Genomic DNA, 19728 nt, shown 5'->3' with positions numbered 1-19728 from the left:
CTCAGCGGGCGGGCACCGCCGTGCCGTAGTAGGCGTCCAGCGCGTACACGCAGCGGTCCTTGGAGCCGACGAAGACCCGCCCGCCGACCGCCACCGGGGAGCCGGTGAGCTCGCCCTTGGTGCCGAGCTCCCAGCGCAGCTGCCCGGTCGCCAGGTCCAGGGTGTGCAGGGAGTGGTCCCGGCTGCCCAGGTGCACCAGGCCGTCGGCCACCGCCGGGGAGCCGACGATCTCGCCGCGCGCGGTGTAGCGCCAGCGCTCCCGGCCGGTCGCCGCCTCGAAGGCGTACAGCACCTCGCCGCTGCCCACCAGCACCATGCCGTCCCCGACCACCACCGGCTCGGCGCCCTGGCGGCTGCCGGTGACCCCGCGCCAGCGGTCCAGGCCGGTGGCCGCGTCCAGCGCGTAGACGGTGCCCAGGTAGTCGGCCACGTAGACCGCGTCGCCGTCCAGCGCGGGCGGGGTGAACAGCACCACCGGGGCGTCGAAGCGCCAGCGCTCGGCCCCGCTGGCCGCGTCCAGCGCGTACACCCGGGTGCCCGCCGTCACGTACAGCACGCCGCCGCGCTCGACCGGGTGCGAGGGCACGTCCTCGCCGACCTGGAAGGACCAGCGCAGGCCCGCGCCGCGCGGGTCCACGCAGCGCAGCCGTCCGGCGCCGTAGTAGTAGGCGGAGCCGCCCACCAGGACCGGGCCGGACTGCGGGTTCTCGTAGTCCTGCTGGGCGTCGTCCGCGCGCCACAGCTCGGCGCCGGTCGCGGCCGCGCGCAGCTGGACACCGCCACCCCGCACGCCGCAGCAGAGCACGCCGTCGGCGGCGGACAGCGAGTAGACCCAGCCGTCCAGCGAGGTGCGCCAGCGTTCGGTGCCGTCCGCGACGTCCACGGTGTACAGGTGCGGGCCGTCGGCGGCGTGCACCCGCCCGGCGTCCACCGCGAGCGCCCAGGCGACGTCCCGGGTCTTGTAGCGGCGCTCGCCGGAGCCAATGTCCAGCGCGTGCACCTCGAAGCTGGAGACGAAGAGCGTGCCGTCCGCGACCACCGGGGTGCCCCAGACGTCGTTGGACATCCGGAACCGCCACGGGCGCCAGCGGGCGGCCGGAGCCGGGGACGGCTGCGGGGTCGGGGTCAGCGGAGGGACCGGCGGCGGGGTCGGCGCCGCCCGGCGGACCCAGTCGGTCGCGGCCGGGGCGGTGCTCGGACCGGGCTGCTCGTGCTCGGCCCGCGGCCCCGGGCCTATCCGCACCGAGGCGCCGGACAGCTGCACCTCGACGGCCACGCCGCCGGTGGGCGCCCGGTGCTTGTTCTTGGAGGGGATCTTCGCGGTCGGGATCTCGCCGTCCGGGGCCCCGGGGCGCGACCCGGCGTGCACCGGCCCGGCCGGCGGCGCCTGCCCGGCACCCGGGTAGGTGCGCGGGTCGTCCGCGCCGACGGGCTGCGGCGGCGCGGGCGGCTGCTGCGGCGGGGCCTGGAGGGGCGGCGGCTGCGGCGGCTCGGCCGGGCCGGAGTACGGGCGGGGCGCCGGCGCGCTCGGGCGGCGGCCGCGCTTGCGCTCGATCAGCTCCAGCGCGTGGGCGGGCAGCCATTCGCCGGCCTCGCCGGAGGCGTCGTCCCGGGAGAACAGGTGCGGGGCCAGCTCGGCCTGGATCTGCGCCGGGGTGGGCCGGCGCTCGGGCGCCTGCTGCATGCAGGCGCGGACCAGGTCCATCAGCTCGGGCGCCATGCCGGTCAGGTCCGGCTCCTCGCGCAGCAGCTGGAACACCGTCTCGACCGGGTTGGAGCCGCGGTACGGCGGGTGCCCGGTCGCGCAGAACACCATCAGCGAGCCGAGCGAGAAGACGTCGCTGGCGCCCCGGACGGTACGGCTGTCCCGGGCCTGCTCCGGGGACATGTAGGCGGGGGTGCCGACCGCGACGTTGGTCATGGTCAGCCGGGTGCTGGAGACCCCGGACGCGATGCCGAAGTCGATCACCTTGGGTCCGTCCTCGACCACCAGGACGTTGGAGGGCTTGAGGTCGCGGTGGATCAGCCCGGCCGCGTGGATGGACTGCAGCGCCTCGGCTATGCCGGCGACCAGCCAGCGGGTGGCCTCCACCGGCAGCGGGCCACACTCCTCGACCAGGTCCTCCAGCGAGGGCGCCGGGATGTACGCGGTGGCCAGCCAGGGCACCCGGGCGTCCGCGTCGGCGTCCACCACGGCCGCGGTGTAAAAGCCGCCGACCGTCTTGGCCGCCGCGATCTCACGGGCGAAGCGGACCCGGAACAGCTCGTCCTCGGCCAGCTCCCCCCGGACGGTCTTGATGGCCACCCGGCGCCCCGAGGCGGAGCGCGCCAGGTAGACCAGCCCCATCCCACCCGCGCCCAGCCGCCCCAGCACCTCGAAGGGCCCGATCCGCCTCGGATCGTGCGCCGTCAGCTGGTCCACTCCGCAGCCACCTCCCCGTTGTCCGCACCCGCCGCGTGGTGCCGGACCCGATTCTCCAATGCCGCCCGGCGCATCTCCAACCTCCCCCACCGGGAGACGGGCGCCGGACAGTCCGCTGGTCAGCGATGACGGAACGGCCGGATTCTGACGCCCGCTCCGGCCCCGGCTTGCGCGCCGGGGCCCGAACCGTCGATCAGTCACCCGTGCAGCCGGTCACGCTCTGTCACCCGATCACCCCTCAGCGGACTCGCCGTCACGCTATGGGGTCATAAGCACACGGGGGGGCTTCAAGAACGGCTTCGCGGCCCGGTGAATATCCGTCCGAAGTGGTTCGGGGCGCTATAGCAACCCCCCGTGCGGAGTAATAGTCGCATCACCGAATCGCGCCAAGATCTTGCCACGGTAAGCTGACGGCATGACAGGACAAGTTCGCACCGTCGACGGTCGCGTCGCCGGGCGACGCGGACAGGAGACGCGGCAGAAGCTGCTCGACTGCCTCCGCGAGATGCTCAGCACGTCGCCCTATCGGGACGTCAAGGTCATCGACGTCGCCCGTATGGCGGGTACCTCCCCCGCGACCTTCTACCAGTACTTCCCGGATGTCGAGGGCGCAGTCCTCGAAATCGCCGAGGAAATGGCCAAGGACTCCGACACCCTCAAAGAGCTGGTGACCGGAAAGTCCTGGGCAGGGAAGTCCGGACCGACCACTTCGGAAGAACTGGTCGACGGATTCCTCGCCTTCTGGCGCAAGAACGACGCCATTCTCCGAGTGGTCACGCTCGGTGCCGCAGAAGGGGACAAGCGGTTCTTCAAGATCCGCATGACCGTCCTCAACTCGGTCGCCAAGCCACTCGCCGAGGCCGTCAAGGAACTCCAGGCGAAGGGTCAGGCCGACAAGTCGCTCGACCCGAACGCCGTCGCCGGGGCCCTGGTCTCGCTGCTCGCCTCGGCGGCCGAGCACCAGAAGGCCTTCACCTCCTGGGGCGTCAAGGTCAAGGACCTCAAGCCCAACCTCGCTCCTCTGGTGTACCTGGGCGTCACCGGGAAGAAGGCGCCCAAGTAACACCGTCCGTTCGATCCACCATCCGCTCCGCGCGCAGCCCCGGCCTCCTGTCCGGGGACCGACGGACGGCGGCCGTGTCCTCGGGGGAGGTCCGCCGACGTACCGTACGCGCGCCAGACATGCCGGTGGGCGGGCCCCCTCACCCAGGGTGCCCGCCCACCGGCATTTGCTGCTCCAGGGCCCGCCGCGGAGGCGCCCTGCGGGTTTTCGCCCGGGCACCGGGTCAGAGCGCCCCGGAGGCGAGCGGGCGAGAACCCGCCCCGAGCCGAAGGAGCGCGCCGGCGCCGAAAGGGAGAAGCGACAAGCGAGGAACGGGCGCCGGAGCGCCGACCGTCGGCACCGGGTCAGAGCGCCCCGGAGGCGAGCGGGCGAGTCACGGACAGCGGACGACCTGGCCGGCGTAGGCCAGGCCGCCGCCGAAGCCGAAGAGCAGGACCGGGTCGCCCGGGGAGAGCTCGCCGCGCTCGACCAGCTTGGAGAAGGCGAGCGGGATGGAGGCGGCCGAGGTGTTGCCGGAGTCGACCACGTCCCGGGCCACCACCGCGTCGGCGAGGCCCAGCTTGGCGGCGATCGCGTTGATGATCCGCAGGTTGGCCTGGTGCGGGACGAAGCCCTTCAGCTCCGACGGGTCGAGCCCGGCCCGCTCGCAGGCCTCGCGGGCCAGCGGGGCGAGCTGGGTGGTGGCCCAGCGGAACACCGACTGGCCCTGCTGGCTGATCACCGGGTCCCAGCCGGTGATCACCACGGCGTCGCCCCGCTCCGGCTCGGAGCCCCAGACCACCGGCCCGATGCCCGGCTCGGCGCCCTCGTCCTGGGCCTCGACCACCGCGGCGCCGGCGCCGTCGCCGAAGATCACGCAGGTGGAGCGGTCGGTCCAGTCGAGCGTGTCGGACATCCGCTCGGCACCGATCACCAGGGCGCGCGAAGCCGCGCCGGCCCGGATCGCGTGGTCGGCGGTGGCCAGCGCGTAGGAGAAGCCGGAGCAGACCGTGTTGATGTCGTACGCGGCGGGCGAACGGACGCCCAGCCGGGCGGCCACCGCGGCGGCGGTGTTGGGGCTGCGCTCGATCGCGGTGCAGGTGGCGACGACGACCAGGTCGATCTCCGCCGCCGTCCGGCCGCTGTTGGCCAGGGCCTTCTGGGCGGCCTCGGTGGCGAGGTCGACCAGGGTCTCGCCTTCGGCGATGTGCCGGGTGCGGATGCCGACCCGGCTGCGGATCCACTCGTCATCGGTGTCGACGAGTGCCGCCAGGTCGTCGTTGGAGAGGACCTTGGGGGGCTGGTAGTGGCCGAGTGCCACAATGCGCGAACCGCTCATGCTGCCATGGAACCGGGTTACCCGCTGGTCAGCCGGGCATGACCGGCTACAGGATCCGCACCGTCGATCTGTAGGGGCTCCACAAGGGCCTTGGGGCGCCTGGGTCCGGGCGTCCGTCGAGGTCAGGCGGCCAGCGAGGCGGCGTCGCCCATCACGATCACCGGGTGGGCGGCCGGGTCCAGGGTGCGGATCAGCTGGGCCATCTTGTCCTCGGGTATCGACACGCAGCCATGGGTCGGGCCGTCGTGGTCGACGTGCAGCCAGATGCCGCCGCCCTTCTTGCTGCCCATCGGGCGGCGCATGTCGAGCGGGGAGCTGCCGGCGACCCGGTTGTAGTTGATCGCGACCACGTAGTCGAAGGAGCCGGCCAGCTGGTCGCCGAAGAAGCCCGTCCCGGAGACCACGAAGCTCGCGTCCTTGTCGTACGGGAGCTTGCTGCCGGGGTTGTCGTTGTGGCCGCCGGCGTCGGTGAGATCGAAGACGCCGATCGGGCTGCGCAGGTCGCCCTCGTTGTGGTCGGTGGTCCAGCCGTTCTTGCCGTTGTGGCCCTGCCAGGTCTCCCCGGCCAGCCAGCGGCCCTCGGGGGTGCGGGTCCACAGCGTGACGCTGTTCTTGTCGGTGTCCTTGCCCTGGCCGGTGGCGACCACGACCTGGGTGGTCGCGGCAGGGATCTTCGCGGTGAAGGCGGCACCGAGGCCGGGTATCGCGGCCAGCGAGCCGTCCGGGCGGGTCTCGCTGCGGCCGGCGGCCGGGGGCGCGGACTGCCGGTCGGCGGCGGCCTGGACGGCGGCGGGGGCGGGCGGTGCGGGGTGGTCGGGCTTGCTGACGCCCTCCGGTCCGGGGCCGTCGGCAGCGGCGGCGACGGACTTGGCGCCGTCCTGGCCGACGGTGTACCAGCCGGCGGCGGCCGCGACCAGCAGCGCGGTGCCGGCCATCACGGCCTTGCCGTGACGTTTCTGTTTGGCCTTGCGCCGACGACCCCGGGCGGCGGCCCGGCCACCCGGCGCGGGGGCCGCGGCGGGGGTCACGGAGGCGAGGGGCGCCACGGGCGCGAGCTCCTCGTGGACCGGCTGCTGGTACGGCTCGTAGACCGGCTCCTGGTACTCCTGGTACTCCTGGTACTCCGGGTACGCCGGCTGGGGCTCGGCGGGGTACTCCTGGAACGGCTGGTCGTACGTCTCGAAGTATCCGTCAGCGGTCTGCTGGTACTCGCCGTGGTAGCTCTGCTGGTACGGCTCGTAAGCGCCGTACGGCGCCTCGTGCGACTGCTGCGGCACCCCGTACACCGGCTCCTGCATCGGCTCGTACGGCGGGTACTCGGTGGCGCGATGAGAACCGGACATGCCGTCGATCCTGCCAAACGCCGTACCCGTTGGTAAACCCGGGTCGCGTGCTGGAGCCGTGAAGGCGCCGCCGCCCGGACCGCGAGTGCGGTCCGGGCGGCGGGGAGTGCGCAGGTCAGAGGCGCATTGCCTGCGGGGTCTCGCGACGCGTCAGGTCCGGGCCGTCGTACTCGCGGATGACCTCGTATCGGGTGTTGCGCTCCACCGGGCGGAAGCCGGCGTCCCGGATCAGGCCGAGCAGGTCCTCGCGGCCGAGCTTGTTCGGGGTGCCGAAGTTGTCCGCGTCGTGGGTGATCTTGTACTCGACCACCGAGCCGTCCATGTCGTCCGCGCCGTGGCTGAGCGCCAGCTGGGCGGTGGTGACGCCGTGCATCACCCAGAAGACCTTGACGTGCGGGACGTTGTCGAAGAGCAGCCGGGAGACCGCGAAGGTCTTCAGCGCCTCGGCGCCGGTGGCCATCTCGGTACGGGCCATCAGCCTGTTGCGCACGACGCCGTCCTTGGAGTCGTGGAAGTCGTGCTGGTAGCGCAGCGGGATGAAGACCTGGAAGCCGCCGGTCTCGTCCTGCAGCTCGCGCAGCCGCAGCACGTGGTCGACCCGGTGGCGGGGCTCCTCGATGTGGCCGTACAGCATGGTGCAGGGCGTCTTGAGGCCCTTGCCGTGCGCGAGGCGGTGGATCCGCGACCAGTCCTCCCAGTGGGTCTCGTGGTCGACGATGTGCTGGCGGACCTCCCAGTCGAAGATCTCCGCGCCGCCGCCGGTCAGCGACTCCAGGCCGGCGTCGATCAGCTCGTCCAGGATCTCGTCCGCGGACAGGCCGCTGATCTTCTCGAACCAGTGGATCTCGGTGGCGGTGAAGGCCTTCAGCGAGACGTTCGGCAGCGCCGCCTTCAGCTCCCGCAGCGAGCGCGGGTAGTAGCGCCACGGCAGGGTCGGGTGCAGGCCGTTGACGATGTGCAGCTCGGTGAGGGACTCGCTCTCCATCGCCTTGGCGAGGCGGACGGCCTCCTCGATGCGCATCGTGTACGCGTCCTTCTCGCCCGGCTTGCGCTGGAACGAGCAGTACGCGCAGGACGCGCTGCACACGTTGGTCATGTTGAGGTGGCGGTTGACGTTGAAGTGGACGACGTCGCCGTTCTTCCGCGTCCGCACGTGGTGGGCCAGCCCGCCCAGCCAGGCCAGGTCGTCGCTCTCGTAGAGCGCGATCCCGTCCTCGCGGGTCAGCCGCTCACCCGCGTAGACCTTCGCCTCCAGCTCGCGCTTGAGCCCTGCGTCCATGCGGTGACCCGCCTCCTCCGACATTCGATTCCTTGCCGGAGACGAGGTTACGCCTATGCGGACAGCAGCTCCGCGAGCAGTGCCGGGTCGATGTTGCCGCCGCTGACCACGGCGGCCACCGTCTGGCCCCCGGTCTCGGCGGCGCGGTGGAAGTACGCGGCCGGGGCGACCGCGCCGGAGGGCTCGGCGACCAGCCGGCCGCGGCGGGCCAGCAGGGCGACGGTGGCACGGATCTCGTCCTCGGTGACGGTGACGATGTCGTCCACGTAGGTGGTGATGTGCTCGTACGGCAGCGCGCCGACCGAGGGGGTGCGCAGCCCGTCCGCGATGGTCCGGTAGGTATCGGCGACCGGCCACTCCACCCGGCGCCCGGAGCGCAGGCTCGCCTGGGCGTCGGCGGCCAGCTCCGGTTCCACGCCGATCACCCGGATGCCCGGGCGGGTGAGCTTGAGCGCGGCCGCCGTCCCGCCGATCAGACCGCCACCGCTGACCGGCACCAGGACGGTGTCCAGCCCGGCCGGGGCGTCCTCGGCGATCTCCAGGCCGACGGTGCCCTGGCCCGCGATGATGAACGGGTCGTCGTACGGCGGCACCCAGACGTAGCCGTGCCGGTCGGCCAGCTCGCCGGCCAGGGTCTCGCGCTCCGCCGGCGACACCACGATCACCTCGGCGCCGTACGAGCGGGTGGCCTCCACCTTCACCGCGGGCGAGGTGTCCGGCATCACGATCACGGCCTTGATGCCGAGCAGCTGCGCCGCGTACGCGACCGCCTGCGCGTGGTTGCCGCTGGACTGGGCGACCACGCCGCGGGCGCGCTCGTCCCCGGTCAGCGCGGCCAGCCGGTTGTAGGCGCCGCGGGTCTTGAAGGCCCCGGTCGGCTGGAGGTTCTCGGGCTTCAGCCAGAGCCGCCGCTCGCCCTCGGACGCCCAGGGGGCGGGAACCAGCGGGGTGCGTACGGCCACCCCCGCGATCCGCTGCCGGGCAGCGCGCAGCTCCTCCAGACCGACCAGTGCCATACGTCACTCTCCTACAGGAGGAAGCTCACTCACCCGGTTTTCCCACTTCGTGGAGAGTACGACGGTGGTGCGGGTTCTGGCCACGCCCTTCGTGCCCGAGATCCGCTTCACCACCGACTCCAGGCCGGCCACGTCGGCCACCCGGACCTTGAGCATGTAGGAGTCGTCACCCGCGATGAACCAGCAGTCCTCGACCTCGTTGAGGTCCTTCAGCCGGAACGCGACGTCCTCGTGGTCGGCCGCGTCGGTGAGCTGAAGGCCGATCAGGGCCGTGACGCCGAAGCCGAGCGAGGCCGGGTTGACCGTCGCGCGGTAGCCGGTGATCACACCGGCCTGCTCCAGGCGGTTGATGCGGTCCGTGACGCTCGGGCCGGAGAGGCCGACCAGCCGGCCCAGCTCGGCGTAGGACGCGCGGCCGTTCTCCCGGAGCGCCTGGATGAGCTGTCTGTCCACCGTGTCCATATACCGTCCGCGTCCTTCCGAACCTCACCAGACCCACAGATCATTATCCGGATTCAAAGGCGCCGTGCGCCGACCGACCCGGATATCGCAGAGAAGATACTCTCCCGCCCTCGGTCTCCTTACTCCCCCTCAGCCCGATCGCCGTCCCCGGCGTCCGACTTGCGGGCGGCCGCGCCCAACTCCCCCTCCCAGCGCAGGTACAGGGAATGCGGCACGTCGACCGCGTCCAGCACCCGGCCGGCCACGAAATCCACGAGTTCGCGCACGGTGGAGCCGCCGGCGTAGAAACCGGGCGACGCGGGCAGCACGACCGCGCCCTGCGCGTCGAGTTCCACCAAGTGCTTCAACGTCACCCCGTTGAGTGGTGTCTCGCGCACGCACACGACCAGCGGACGGCGCTCCTTGAGGGTGACGCTGGCCACCCGCTGCAGCAGGTCCTTGCTCAGGCCGAGCGCGATCCCGGCCACCGCGCCGGTGGTCGCGGGGACCACCAGCATGCCCTTGGCGGGGTACGAGCCGCTGGACGGGCCGGCCGCGAAGTCCCCGGCCGGCCAGTAGCGGACGTCGTCCAGGCCGTCCTCCGTCCCCAGCCAGCGCGCGAGGTCGGCGCGCCAGTGGGCGTCCCGGAAGGAGATGCCGGTCTCGTCCAGGATGGTGAGCCGGGCGGCCCGGCTGACGATCAGGTCCACCGCCTCACCGGCGGCGAGCAGCGCCCGGATCACCGAGGCCGCGTACGGCGTCCCCGATGCTCCCGAGACCCCGACCACCCACGGCTGACGCTTCGCAGTTCCCATGGGGCAATTCTGTCCCGCCCCCACCTGCGGCTTCGGCCCGGGGACGGCGGAGCGGGCCCGCGGGGGCGCGCCCCCTGGGAGGATGGGGCGCATGGCAGCGACCCTCGTCGACCTCACCCATCAGGTGACCACCGCGATGCCGGTCTACCCCGGCGATCCGGCCGTCCTGCTGGAGCCCGCGCTCACCACCGCCACCGCCGGGGTGAACGTGCTGGCCCTGCACCTCGGCTCGCAGTCCGGGACGCACGTGGACGCGCCGTACCACGTGGACGTCACCTGGCCGACCCTGGACGGGCTGCCGCTGGAGCGGTTCACCGGCCCGGCCGTGGTGGCCGACCTGCGCGGGCTGGAGCCCCGTACGGCCGTCACCCCCGACCTGCTGGCACCCGCGCTGGAGCGCTGCGGCGACGGCTCCGTCCTGCTGCTGGCCACCGGCTGGGCCCGGCACTGGGGCACCGACGCCTACCTGGCCCACCCCAGCCTCACCCCGGCCGCCGCCGAGGCGATCGTGGCCGCCGGGGTGCGGACGGTCGGCGTGGACGCGCTGAGCGTCGACCCCACCCCCGACCCGGGGCCGGACGACCGGGCGGTGGCCGCGCTGCTCGCCGACCTCACCGACGAGCACGACGGGCCCGACTCGGCGGTGGAGGAGGCGACGCTGGCCGCCCACCGGGTGCTGCTGGGGGCGGAGGGCGGCGGGGTGATCGCCGAGAACCTGACCGACCTGCGGGCGCTGCTGGCGGCACAGGAGGCCGGCCGGCCGGTCGAGGTCTCGCTGTTCCCGTTGCGGCTGGTGGCGGCGGACGGGGCGCCGGTGCGGGCGGTGGCGCGGCTGGGCTGAGCCGGATCCGGGCACTGCGGGGAGGCCCACCCGACAAGGGACTTGGTCTAGACCATCCCCCGGTGACGCCACTAGGCTGTCCGGCCATGGCTGAGATCATCGGAGTGGTCGAGCGGCTCTGGCGCTACCCCGTGAAGTCCACCGGCGGTGAGCGGCTCGACGCCGTCGACGTGGACGTGCGCGGCCTGGCCGGCGACCGCCTCTACGCCATCCGCGACGCCTCCGGCAAGCTCGGCTCGGGCAAGAACACCCGGCGCTTCCGCCGGATGGACGGCCTGCTCCGGCTCTCCGCCCGCCTCGGCCACCGGATCGACGGCCCGGAACTGTTCGACCCGCTCGGCCGCCCGGTCGACCACCCGACCGCCTTCCTGCGCGCCTACCTCCAGCGCGAGGACGTCGAACTCGCCCGCGAGGACGCCGTCTCGCACTTCGACCGGCTGCCGGTCAGCCTGCTCACCACCGCGACCCTGGACTGGGTCCGCGAGGCCGTCCCGTTCGCCGTGGTGGACGAACGCCGCTTCCGCCCCAACATCGTGCTGCGCACCCCGCCGGGCACCCCGCCCTTCGTCGAGGACACCTGGTTCGGCCGCCGGACCGGCGGCGAGGCCCCGGACAGCGCCCGGTTCGCCTTCGTCACCTCCAGCGAGCGCTGCTCGATGACCGGCGCCCCGCAACCCGGACTGCCGCACGCCCCCGAGATCCTCAAGGCGATCGCGCACGCCCACGACGGCCGGCTCGACGCCCTCGCCGAGGTCGCCGCCCCGGGGCGGCTGCGACTGGGCGACCGGCTGGTGCTGGACTGAGCCGTTGGGCATGGTGCAGGTCAAACCCGCAGGTCAGGGGAGTTTCTGGGATTCTCCGAAAAAACTTTGAACCCACCTGCAACCCGCGCGCCCCTCGCACGTCTATGTGAGTGAGCGGCGGGGAAGCCCGCCGGAGCGGCCCGCAGGCAACACCGGGGGCACCACCCCGGACCTCGGGTCCGACCAAGACCGCGCTGATCGACCGGCGGCAGGACGCTGCCGGTGAAACACCCTGGGGGGTATTACTCATGTCCGTCGTGCGTGCACGTCGTTCCCGCTCCACCGTTCTCACCGCCGCCACCCTGGGCGTGCTGCTGGCCACCGGCGCCGTGGTGGCCTCCCCCGCCGCCTACGCCGCCGACGCCCCGGCCGCCACCGCCACCGCCACCGCGTCCGCCGAGCCGACCGCCAAGGCCACGGCCGACAAGCCGTCGCTTCAGGTCAACGCGCCCGCGACGGTCGGCCGCGGCGGAGAGCCGGTCGAGTTCACCGAGGCCGTCACCAACTCCGGCACCACCGACGCCTCGTTCAAGCTGCGGGTCAACGCCACGACCGACGCCAGCCCCCTCGCGTACCAGGTCATCAAGGTCGACTACCGTGACGCGGACGGCACCTGGAAGCCCGTCACCGACACGGTGCCCGGCCTGACCGTCGGCGCCGGTGCCACCAAGACCGTCCAGCTGCGCCTCACCACCGGGCTCCACGCCTACTGGACCGACCGGGTGTCCACCGTCAAGCTCAGCTCCGCCATCCTCGACGCGACCGGCAGCACCGTCCTCGCCGAGAGCACCAAGGAGGTCTCGGCCAAGTACGTGACCCTGGAGGTCGGGAACGCTCCGACCACCGCGGTCGTCGGCGGCGCGCCGGTCGAGTTCGACGTCACCATCAAGAACCCCAGCGCCTCCCGCTTCACCAACGTCGCCAAGGTCCTGCAGGCCGACAAGTACAGCACCCTCCAGATGCAGAAGGCCGACGGCAGCTGGGAGACCCTCACCGGAACCTCCCTCCCCCACGCCGACGGAGACCTCAGCTACCAGCTCGCGGGCGACCAGAACATGGCGCCCGGCGAGACCTTCACCCGGCACCTCCGCCTCGGCTTCACCGGCGACGCCAAGATCGGCACGACCTACGTCCACCCGATGGCGCTGCTCGACCAGGGCAGCGACTACGCGCCCGTCATCGTCGGCCCCCAGTACATCGCGATCAACCTCACCGGCTCCGCCCTGGGCCTGTCGGTGCAGGAGCCGGCGTCGATCGGCAACGGCGGCCAGCCGGTCGAGTTCACCGAGACCGTCACCAACGCGGGCAGCTCCGACGCACCGTTCAACCTGAAGCTCGACGCGAGCAACCCGGCCGCCCGCAGCGACGGCCGCATCGCCCTGGAGTCCCGCGACGCGGACGGCGCCTGGAAGCCGGTCGGGCTCACCTTCCAGCAGCAGCCCGACGGGTTCCACTTCATCGGCTCGCTCGCCGGCGTGACCGTCCCGGCCCACGGCACCAAGACCGTCCAGCTGCGCCTCGCCGCCCCGCTCAACAGCGACTGGGCCGGCCAGAGCGGCACCGTCAAGCTCACCTCGTCCGTCCTCGACACGACGGGGCAGCACGTCCTCGCCGACAGCACCAAGGACGTCGCGCTCAAGGCCCTCGACGTGCAGACCAAGGGCGCGCCCACCAGCGCCGCCCCCGGCGGCGCCCCGGCCGAGTTCGACGTCACCGTCGCCAACCCCAGCGCCTCGGCCTACGACAACGTGTCCCCGGTCGTCCAGGCCGACCGGCGCAGCACCCTCCAGGTGCAGAAGGCCGACGGCAGCTGGGAGAACATCACCGGCGTCCCGACCACCCAGCCGGGCGCCGACCAGGTCGTCTACCACCTCACCGCGGACAAGAACCTGCCCGCCGGCGCCTCCGTCACCAAGCACGTCCGCCTCGCCTTCACCACGGACGCCCCGATCGGCCGGACCTACGTGAACACCTGGGCCGTCCTCGGCGAGGACAGCGGCTCCCCCGCCTTCATCGGCCCCCAGGGCTTCCCCGTCGACGTCACCGCCACCCCGGCCGGCAGCACCGGCGAGGGCGCCGCCGACAGCGGCACCACCGCCGTCAAGGCCGGCCTCACCACCACCTCCGGTGGCGGCTCCAACGCCACCGGCACCAGCGCCGGCACCACCGACACCACCGACACCCAGGTGGCGGGCGGCACCCTCGCCCACACCGGCTCGGACGGCATGCTGGCGGCCGCGGCGGCCGCCGCCGGCCTGCTCGCCAGCGGCATCGGCGCGATCTTCTTCGCGCGTCGCCGCCGCAGCGCCTGATCCCTGCCCCGAAGCTCACCCGAGCCCCGGCTCCCCGGCACTGTCCGGGGGCCGGGGCTCGGCGTTTTCAGCCCCTGATCAGGCAGAACGGATGCCCGGCCGGGTCGACGTAGACACGCCACCCGCCGGCGTCGTGCAGCCGTACGGCGCCGAGGGCGAGGACCGCTGGGTCCGGGCAGTCCCGCACCAGGCACTGCAGTGTGCCGATCACAGCTCTCCTCCGGGTGTGCTCTCGTCGGGTCCGGGCAGGGTGACCGCTCGCAGGTAGGCCTCGGCGAAGAGGTCGATGGACTCCTCCAGCGATGGCAGGCCGGCGCCGAGGGCGGGTTCCAGGACCGGGCGCATCAGGACGCGGCTGAGCAGCGGGCCCAGCAGCAGCTGCACCAGCACCGGGAGCGGCAACGGTCGGATCCGGCCGGCCTCGACGTGGGGCAGCAGCAGCCCACCGAGGCCCTTGATGATCCGTGGCATGTGGACCGCCATCATCCGGGCGGCGGGCCCGTCGGGGCGGCTGAGCAGGTCGGCGAAGACCGCCGGGATGATCCGCGGCCCGTCGGAGAAGCTGGCGAGGAAGGTGTGGTGGAGCGCCCGGACGGTGTCCTCCAGGCGCTCGGGCGGGTCGGCCGCCAGCGCCTCCAGGTCCGGCAGTGGGCCGTACTGCAGGAAGACGGCGGCGAGCAGGCCGTCCCGGCCCTCGAAGACGGCGTGCAGGCTGGGCAGCGAGCACTCGGCGCGGTCCGCGACCGCGTCCAGGGTGATCGCGCCGAGGCCGCGTTCGGCCACCAGGTGGGCCGCCGCCTCGATCGCGCGCTCCCGCACCGGCGGGCGTCCACCCGGGTCGACGCCCGTCTCCCGGACCGCCTCGTCCAGCGCCGCCCGGGAGCCGCCGAGCCGCCGCAGCAGCGTACTGCGCGAGATGCCGGCCGCCGTCGCGATCGCCGTCAGCGGGACGTCCGCGACGTCCTGTCCCCGTTCCTTCGCCGCAGTGAGGGCGGCCGCCACCAGGTCCTCCATGTGAAACATCGTACTACTTGACACCTGAGACGGTTCCAGAGATTCTCTATATGCGAGTTCCAAACAGGAACGGCAAGGGGACCGAGGGGAGAAAGCCATGAGCGTCGTCGTCTCCGGGGGCGGACCGGCCGGAATGATGCTGGGCCTGATGCTGGCCCGCGCGGGCGTCGAGGTGACCGTGCTGGAGAAGCACGGGGACTTCCTGCGCGACTTCCGCGGCGACACCGTCCACGCCTCCACCGTGCGGCTGATGGACGAACTCGGCCTCGGCCGGAAGTTCGCCGAACTGCCGCAGAGCCGGCTCGGCAACCTGATGGTGCCGGTGCCCGGCGTCGGCACCGTCGCGCTGAGCGCCTTCGACAAGCTGCCCGCCCCGTACAACTACATCGCGATGATGCCGCAGTGGGACCTGCTCGACTTCCTGGTCGGGGAGGCGAGGAAGGAGCCCACCTTCACCGTGCGGATGAACACCGAGGCGACCGGGCTGCTGCGGGAGGGCGGCCGGGTGGTCGGCGTCCGCTACCGCACCCGGGACGGCGAGGAGGGCGAGATCCGCGCCGACCTCACCGTCGCCGCCGACGGCCGGCACTCCACCCTGCGCCGGGAGGCCGGCCTCACACCCGAGGAGTACCCGGTGCCCTTCGACGTCTGGTGGTTCCGGCTCCCCCGGCACGCCCACGAGCAGGCCGCACCGCCCAACCTCACCCCCGGCTTCGGGGACGGCGAGATGGCGCTCAGCCTCACCCGCGACGACTTCTTCCAGATCGCCTACTTCAAGCCCAAGGGCTCCGACGCCCGGCTGCGCGCCGAGGGCATCGAGCGCTTCCGCGCCCGGATCGCCCGGATCATGCCGCAGTACGCCGACCGGGTCGACCAGTTGGCGAGCATGGACGACGTCCACCTGCTCGACGTCAGGCTCAACCGGCTGGACCGCTGGTACGTCGACGGGCTGCTGCTGATCGGCGACGCCGCCCACGCGATGTCCCCGGCCGGCGGGGTCGGCATCAACCTCGCCATCCAGGACGCCGTCGCCGCCGCCACCCTGCTCGCCGAACCGCTCCGGCGCGGCCGCCCGACCGTCGCCGCCCTGGCCCGGGTGCAGCAGCGCCGCTGGTGGCCCACCGTGGTCATGCAGCGGCTCCAGCGGATCCTGCACGGCGTCATGTTCGCCCCGGTGCTCTCCGGCCGCCGCTCCGGCCCGCCCACCGGGTTCGCCACGGTCTCCCGCCGGGTGCCCGCGGTCCGGCTGGCCCTCTCCCGCCTCATCGCCTTCGGACCGCGCCCGGAACACGCCCCGGCCTTCGCCCGGCGGCCGTCCGCCTGATCCGGCGGACAGCGCTCCGCGGACCGGCCGTTCGGACGGGTGCCTTCCGGGGAACGACCACCGGCATGACGATCCCTCACCGCGTGACCGGCACCGGCGACCACCACGTCCTCGTCCTGCACGACTGGTTCGGCACCAGCGCGGGCTGGGGCCCCTTCCTCGACTACCTCGACGGCAGGTCCTTCAGCTACGCCTTCCTCGACTACCGCGGCTACGGCGAGCGCAAGGACGTCACCGGCGCGTACACCCTCGCCGAGATCGCCGCCGACGCGCTCGCCCTCGCCGACCAGCTCGGCTGGGACCGTTTCTCGCTGGTCGGCCACTCGATGGGCGGCAAGGCGGCCCAGCAGGTCCTCGCCGAGGCGCCGCTGCGGGTGCGCAAGCTGGTCGGCCTGGCGCCGGTGCCGGCCGGGGCGTACCCGCTGGACGAGGCCGGCGAGGCGCTGTTCTACGGCGCCGCCGAGGACCGGGAGAAGCGGTACGCGATCCTCGACCTGGTCACCGGCCAGCGGGCCGGCCGGGTCTGGCTGGACCGGATGGTCGACCAGTCGCTGCGGCTGTCGAACGCCGCGGCCTTCGACGGCTACGTCCGGGACTGGACGACGGCCGACCTGGAGCGCCGGACCAGCGGGAACCCCGTACCGGTCAAGGTGATCGTCGGGGAGCACGACCTGGCCCTGACCGCCGACGTCATGCGGGGCACCTGGCTGGAGCACTACCCCAACGCGGAGCTGGAGGAGCTCGGCGGCACCGGGCACTACCCGATGTACGAGGCGCCGGTCGCACTGGCGTCCTCGCTGGAGTCCTTCCTGCACAACTGACGCGCGGCCTTCACTCGTTCGAGTGAGTTCACGGTCGGGGGCGGGGATGTGTAGCAGGCTCCTCCCCGTAACCGGCGCACCGCCCGAACGAAAGAGGAAGCCATGTCCGCCGTCCCCACCGACCTCAGGTACACCAAGGACCACGAGTGGGTCCTGGTGCAGGGCAAGACCGCCCGCGTGGGCATCACCGACTACGCGCAGAAGCAGCTCGGCGACATCGTCTTCGTCGAACTCCCCAAGGAGAAGGACAAGTTCGACCTCGGCCGGGCGTTCGGCTCGGTGGAGTCGGTCAAGTCGGTGAGCGAGCTCTACGTCCCGTTGTCCGGAACGGTCACCAAGGTGAACGAGGACCTGAACGACGAACCCGAGCAGGTCAACGACGATCCGTACGGCGGCGGTTGGATGATCGAGCTGACGCTCACCGACACCGAGGAGCTGAAGGAGCTGCTCACACCGGCCCAGTACGAGGCCTACATCAAGGAGTAGCGACCACCCTGACTCCCGGAGGCGCGGCGCCGCCGGTTTCCGGCGGGCGCCGCGGCCTCAGATGCCGCGGTCTCAGATGCCGAGGCCGCGGATGACCAGGTCGACCAGGGCGAAGAAGAACAGGGAGATGCCGACGAAGCTGTTGGTCTGGAAGAAGGCCCGGTTGAGCTTGGACAGGTCGTGGGGCCGGACGATGGTGTGCTCGTAGACGAAGGCGCCGGCGACGACCAGCAGGCCGGTCCAGAACGCCGGGCCGGCGTGGGTGAGGACCGCGAACCAGCCGAGCAGCAGGGTGGTGAGGACGTGGCAGACCCGGGCGCCCCGGATCGCGGCCGGGACGCCGAAGCGGGCCGGCGGGGAGCCGACGCCGTTCTCCCGGTCGGACTCGACGTCCTGGCAGGCGTAGATCAGGTCGAAGCCGCCGATCCAGACGCCGACCGCGACGCCCAGCACCACGGCCTCCCAGGACCAGCTGCCGGTCACCGCGAGCCAGGCGCCCACCGGGCCCATGGCCTGGGCCAGGCCCAGGATGGCCTGCGGGAAGTCGGTGAACCGCTTGCCGTACGGGTAGACCACCATCGGCACCACGGCCACCGGGGCGAGGGCCAGGCACAGCGGGTTGAGCATCGCCGCGGCGCCGAGGAACACCACCAGGGCGACCGCCGACCCGACGTACGCGGTCTTCAACGACACGGCGCCGGTGACGAGTTCACGCCCGGCCGTGCGCGGGTTCCGGGCGTCGAGCTCGCGGTCGATGATCCGGTTGGCGGCCATCGCGAAGGTGCGCAGGCCGACCATGCAGACGGTGACGATGAACAGCTCGCCCCAGTGCACCCGCCTGTCGGCCAGGAACATGGCGGTCAGCGCGGCGATGTAGGCGAAGGGCAGGGCGAAGACCGAGTGCTCGATCATCACCAGGCGCAGGAACGCCTTCGTGCGCCCCGGGGTTTCGACAGCGGCCGTGCTCACAGTCCGTATTCCTTCCAGCGACGCGAGACCAGTGCGGCGGTGGCCGGGTCCGAGGACACCATCTCCGGCCAGCCGCCGTCCCGGGTGTAGCCCTCCTCGGGGAGCTTGCGGGTCGCGTCGATGCCCGCCTTGCCGCCCCAGAACTGCTGGTAGGAGGCGTGGTCGAGGTGGTCGACCGGGCCTTCGACCACGGTGAGGTCGCGGCTGTAGTCGACGTTCCCGAACGCCCGCCAGGCGACTTCCTGGTAGTCGTGGACGTCGCAGTCGGAGTCCACCACGATGATCAGCTTGGTGAGCGACATCATGTGGGCGCCCCAGATCGCGTGCATCGTCTTCTGGGCGTGCTTGGGGTACTTCTTGTCGATCGAGACGATCACGCAGTTGTGGAAGCCGCCGGCCTCGGGCAGGTCGTAGTCGACGATGTCCGGGATGATGATCTTCAGCAGCGGCAGGAAGAACCGCTCGGTGAACTTGCCCAGCGGGCCGTCCTCCGTCGGCGGGCGGCCGACCACGATGGACTGCAGGATCGGACGGCGGCGCATCGTCACGCAGTCGATCGTCAGCGCCGGGAAGGGCTCCTGCGGGGTGTAGAAGCCGGTGTGGTCGCCGAACGGGCCCTCGGGGAGCATCTCGCCGGGCTCCAGCCAGCCCTCCAGGACCACCTCGGCGTCGGCCGGGACCTGCAGCGGGACGGTCTTGCAGTCGACCATCCGCACCCGCTCGCCCGCGATGAAGCCGGCGAACAGGTACTCGTCGATGTCGCCGGGCAGCGGCGCGGTGGCCGCGTAGGTGACGGCCGGCGGGCAGCCGAAGGCGATCGCGACCGGGAGGCGCTCGCCGCGCTTCGCCGCGACCGCGTAGTGGTTGCGGCTGTCCTTGTGGATCTGCCAGTGCATCCCGATGGTGCGCCGGTCGTGCCGCTGGAGCCGGTAGAGGCCGAGGTTGCGGATGCCGGTGTCCGGGTCCTTGGTGTGGGTCAGGCCCAGGTTGAAGAAGGAGCCGCCGTCCAGCGGCCAGGTGAAGAGGGCGGGCAGCTCGTCCAGGTTGACGTCGTCGCCGGTGAGCACGACCTCCTGGACCGGGGCGTCGCCGGGCTTCACGTGCCGCGGCGGGACGTGCGCCATCGAGGCGAGCTTGCCGAAGGCGTCCCGGAAGCCGGTGAAGCCCTGCGGCAGTTCGGGCTTGAGCAGGCCGGCGATCTTCTCGGAGATGTCCTCCGGGCCCTTGAGGCCGAGCGACTTGGCGAGGCGCCGTTCGGTGCCGAAGACGTTCATCGCGAGCGGCATCGACGAGCCCTTGACGTTCTCGAACAACAGCGCCGGGCCCTTGGCCTTCTGCACGCGATCGACGATCTCGCCGATCTCCAGGTGGGGGTCCACCTCCGCCTTGATGCGCTTGAGGTCGCCCTCGCGGTCGAGGGCCCGGAGAAACGAGCGGAGATCGTCGTATGCCATGCCTGTC

18 protein-coding genes are annotated in these 19728 nt (G+C 72.4%); 7 read left to right on the top strand and 11 right to left on the bottom strand.

The genetic code is table 11. The features are described from left to right. Position 1: 1 nt before the first annotated feature. Positions 2–2422, bottom strand: coding sequence for a PQQ-binding-like beta-propeller repeat protein (locus ACIG5E_RS06260; RefSeq protein WP_396531852.1), 2421 nt, complete (start codon positions 2420–2422; stop codon positions 2–4). 415 nt (positions 2423–2837) lie between these two features. Here ACIG5E_RS06260 and ACIG5E_RS06255 point away from each other — a divergent pair, with 415 nt between their 5' ends. Beyond that, complete coding sequence (locus ACIG5E_RS06255) at positions 2838–3485, top strand: TetR family transcriptional regulator (RefSeq protein ID WP_396531850.1); 648 nt, start codon at positions 2838–2840, stop codon at positions 3483–3485. Between the two features lie 373 nt (positions 3486–3858). On the opposite strand, the gene ACIG5E_RS06250 is transcribed toward ACIG5E_RS06255, so the two are convergent. From ACIG5E_RS06250 to ACIG5E_RS06225, 6 genes are all read right to left on the bottom strand, one after another. Beyond that, positions 3859–4803 (bottom strand): beta-ketoacyl-ACP synthase III, encoded by a 945-nt coding sequence (locus ACIG5E_RS06250; protein WP_396531848.1) that lies wholly within the window; start codon positions 4801–4803, stop codon positions 3859–3861. A gap of 122 nt (positions 4804–4925) precedes the next feature. Further along, the gene (locus ACIG5E_RS06245) at positions 4926–6146 is read right to left on the bottom strand and encodes a L,D-transpeptidase family protein (protein WP_396531846.1); all 1221 of its coding nucleotides are present in this window, start codon (positions 6144–6146) and stop codon (positions 4926–4928) included. A gap of 115 nt (positions 6147–6261) precedes the next feature. Beyond that, positions 6262–7425, bottom strand: coding sequence for an aminofutalosine synthase MqnE (gene mqnE / locus ACIG5E_RS06240; protein WP_396531845.1), 1164 nt, complete (start codon positions 7423–7425; stop codon positions 6262–6264). A gap of 53 nt (positions 7426–7478) precedes the next feature. Beyond that, positions 7479–8441 (bottom strand): threonine/serine dehydratase, encoded by a 963-nt coding sequence (locus ACIG5E_RS06235; protein WP_396531844.1) that lies wholly within the window; start codon positions 8439–8441, stop codon positions 7479–7481. 3 nt (positions 8442–8444) lie between these two features. Then, positions 8445–8903, bottom strand: a complete 459-nt coding sequence (locus ACIG5E_RS06230) for an Lrp/AsnC family transcriptional regulator (RefSeq protein ID WP_030055719.1) — start codon at positions 8901–8903, stop codon at positions 8445–8447. A 119-nt stretch (positions 8904–9022) separates the two neighbouring features. Next, positions 9023–9697, bottom strand: a complete 675-nt coding sequence (locus ACIG5E_RS06225; RefSeq protein ID WP_396531843.1) for a UbiX family flavin prenyltransferase — start codon at positions 9695–9697, stop codon at positions 9023–9025. A gap of 91 nt (positions 9698–9788) precedes the next feature. On the opposite strand from ACIG5E_RS06225, the gene ACIG5E_RS06220 reads away from it, so the two are divergent. The 3 genes from ACIG5E_RS06220 to ACIG5E_RS06210 all read left to right on the top strand — a co-directional run bounded on the left by ACIG5E_RS06220 (position 9789) and on the right by ACIG5E_RS06210 (position 13653). Further along, positions 9789–10538 (top strand): cyclase family protein, encoded by a 750-nt coding sequence (locus ACIG5E_RS06220; protein ID WP_396531841.1) that lies wholly within the window; start codon positions 9789–9791, stop codon positions 10536–10538. A gap of 86 nt (positions 10539–10624) precedes the next feature. After that, on the top strand, positions 10625–11341 hold the full coding sequence (locus tag ACIG5E_RS06215) for an MOSC domain-containing protein (RefSeq protein WP_396531839.1): 717 nt from the start codon (positions 10625–10627) through the stop codon (positions 11339–11341). 257 nt (positions 11342–11598) lie between these two features. Beyond that, complete coding sequence (locus ACIG5E_RS06210) at positions 11599–13653, top strand: LPXTG cell wall anchor domain-containing protein (RefSeq protein ID WP_396531837.1); 2055 nt, start codon at positions 11599–11601, stop codon at positions 13651–13653. A 67-nt stretch (positions 13654–13720) separates the two neighbouring features. On the opposite strand, the gene ACIG5E_RS06205 is transcribed toward ACIG5E_RS06210, so the two are convergent. Next, the gene (locus ACIG5E_RS06205) at positions 13721–13864 is read right to left on the bottom strand and encodes a VOC family protein (protein WP_396531836.1); all 144 of its coding nucleotides are present in this window, start codon (positions 13862–13864) and stop codon (positions 13721–13723) included. Next, positions 13861–14667 carry a TetR/AcrR family transcriptional regulator gene (locus ACIG5E_RS06200; protein ID WP_396531835.1) on the bottom strand — a complete coding sequence of 269 codons (807 nt, stop codon included), beginning with the start codon at positions 14665–14667 and terminating at the stop codon, positions 13861–13863. Before ACIG5E_RS06200 ends, ACIG5E_RS06205 begins: the two co-directional genes overlap by 4 nt. 97 nt (positions 14668–14764) lie before the next feature. On the opposite strand from ACIG5E_RS06200, the gene ACIG5E_RS06195 reads away from it, so the two are divergent. The 3 genes from ACIG5E_RS06195 to gcvH all read left to right on the top strand — a co-directional run bounded on the left by ACIG5E_RS06195 (position 14765) and on the right by gcvH (position 17298). Continuing rightward, positions 14765–15991 carry an FAD-dependent oxidoreductase gene (locus tag ACIG5E_RS06195; RefSeq protein ID WP_396531833.1) on the top strand — a complete coding sequence of 409 codons (1227 nt, stop codon included), beginning with the start codon at positions 14765–14767 and terminating at the stop codon, positions 15989–15991. A 65-nt stretch (positions 15992–16056) separates the two neighbouring features. Beyond that, positions 16057–16812 carry an alpha/beta fold hydrolase gene (locus ACIG5E_RS06190; protein WP_396531832.1) on the top strand — a complete coding sequence of 252 codons (756 nt, stop codon included), beginning with the start codon at positions 16057–16059 and terminating at the stop codon, positions 16810–16812. A 102-nt stretch (positions 16813–16914) separates the two neighbouring features. After that, entirely contained in the window at positions 16915–17298 is a 384-nt protein-coding gene (gcvH, locus tag ACIG5E_RS06185) for a glycine cleavage system protein GcvH (protein WP_396531830.1), read from the top strand. A gap of 72 nt (positions 17299–17370) precedes the next feature. Here gcvH and mqnP read toward each other — a convergent pair whose 3' ends face one another. Together mqnP and ACIG5E_RS06175 are read right to left on the bottom strand one after the other, a co-directional pair. Next, entirely contained in the window at positions 17371–18276 is a 906-nt protein-coding gene (gene mqnP / locus ACIG5E_RS06180) for a menaquinone biosynthesis prenyltransferase MqnP (protein WP_396531918.1), read from the bottom strand. After that, on the bottom strand, positions 18264–19721 hold the full coding sequence (locus ACIG5E_RS06175; RefSeq protein WP_396531828.1) for a menaquinone biosynthesis decarboxylase: 1458 nt from the start codon (positions 19719–19721) through the stop codon (positions 18264–18266). Before ACIG5E_RS06175 ends, mqnP begins: the two co-directional genes overlap by 13 nt. Positions 19722–19728: the final 7 nt, after the last annotated feature.

The organism is Kitasatospora sp. NPDC053057, from assembly GCF_044546945.1.
GTDB lineage: Bacteria > Actinomycetota > Actinomycetes > Streptomycetales > Streptomycetaceae > Kitasatospora.
Note: the sequence above shows the minus strand (reverse complement) of the source record. Positions and strands in the feature narration are given on the sequence as shown.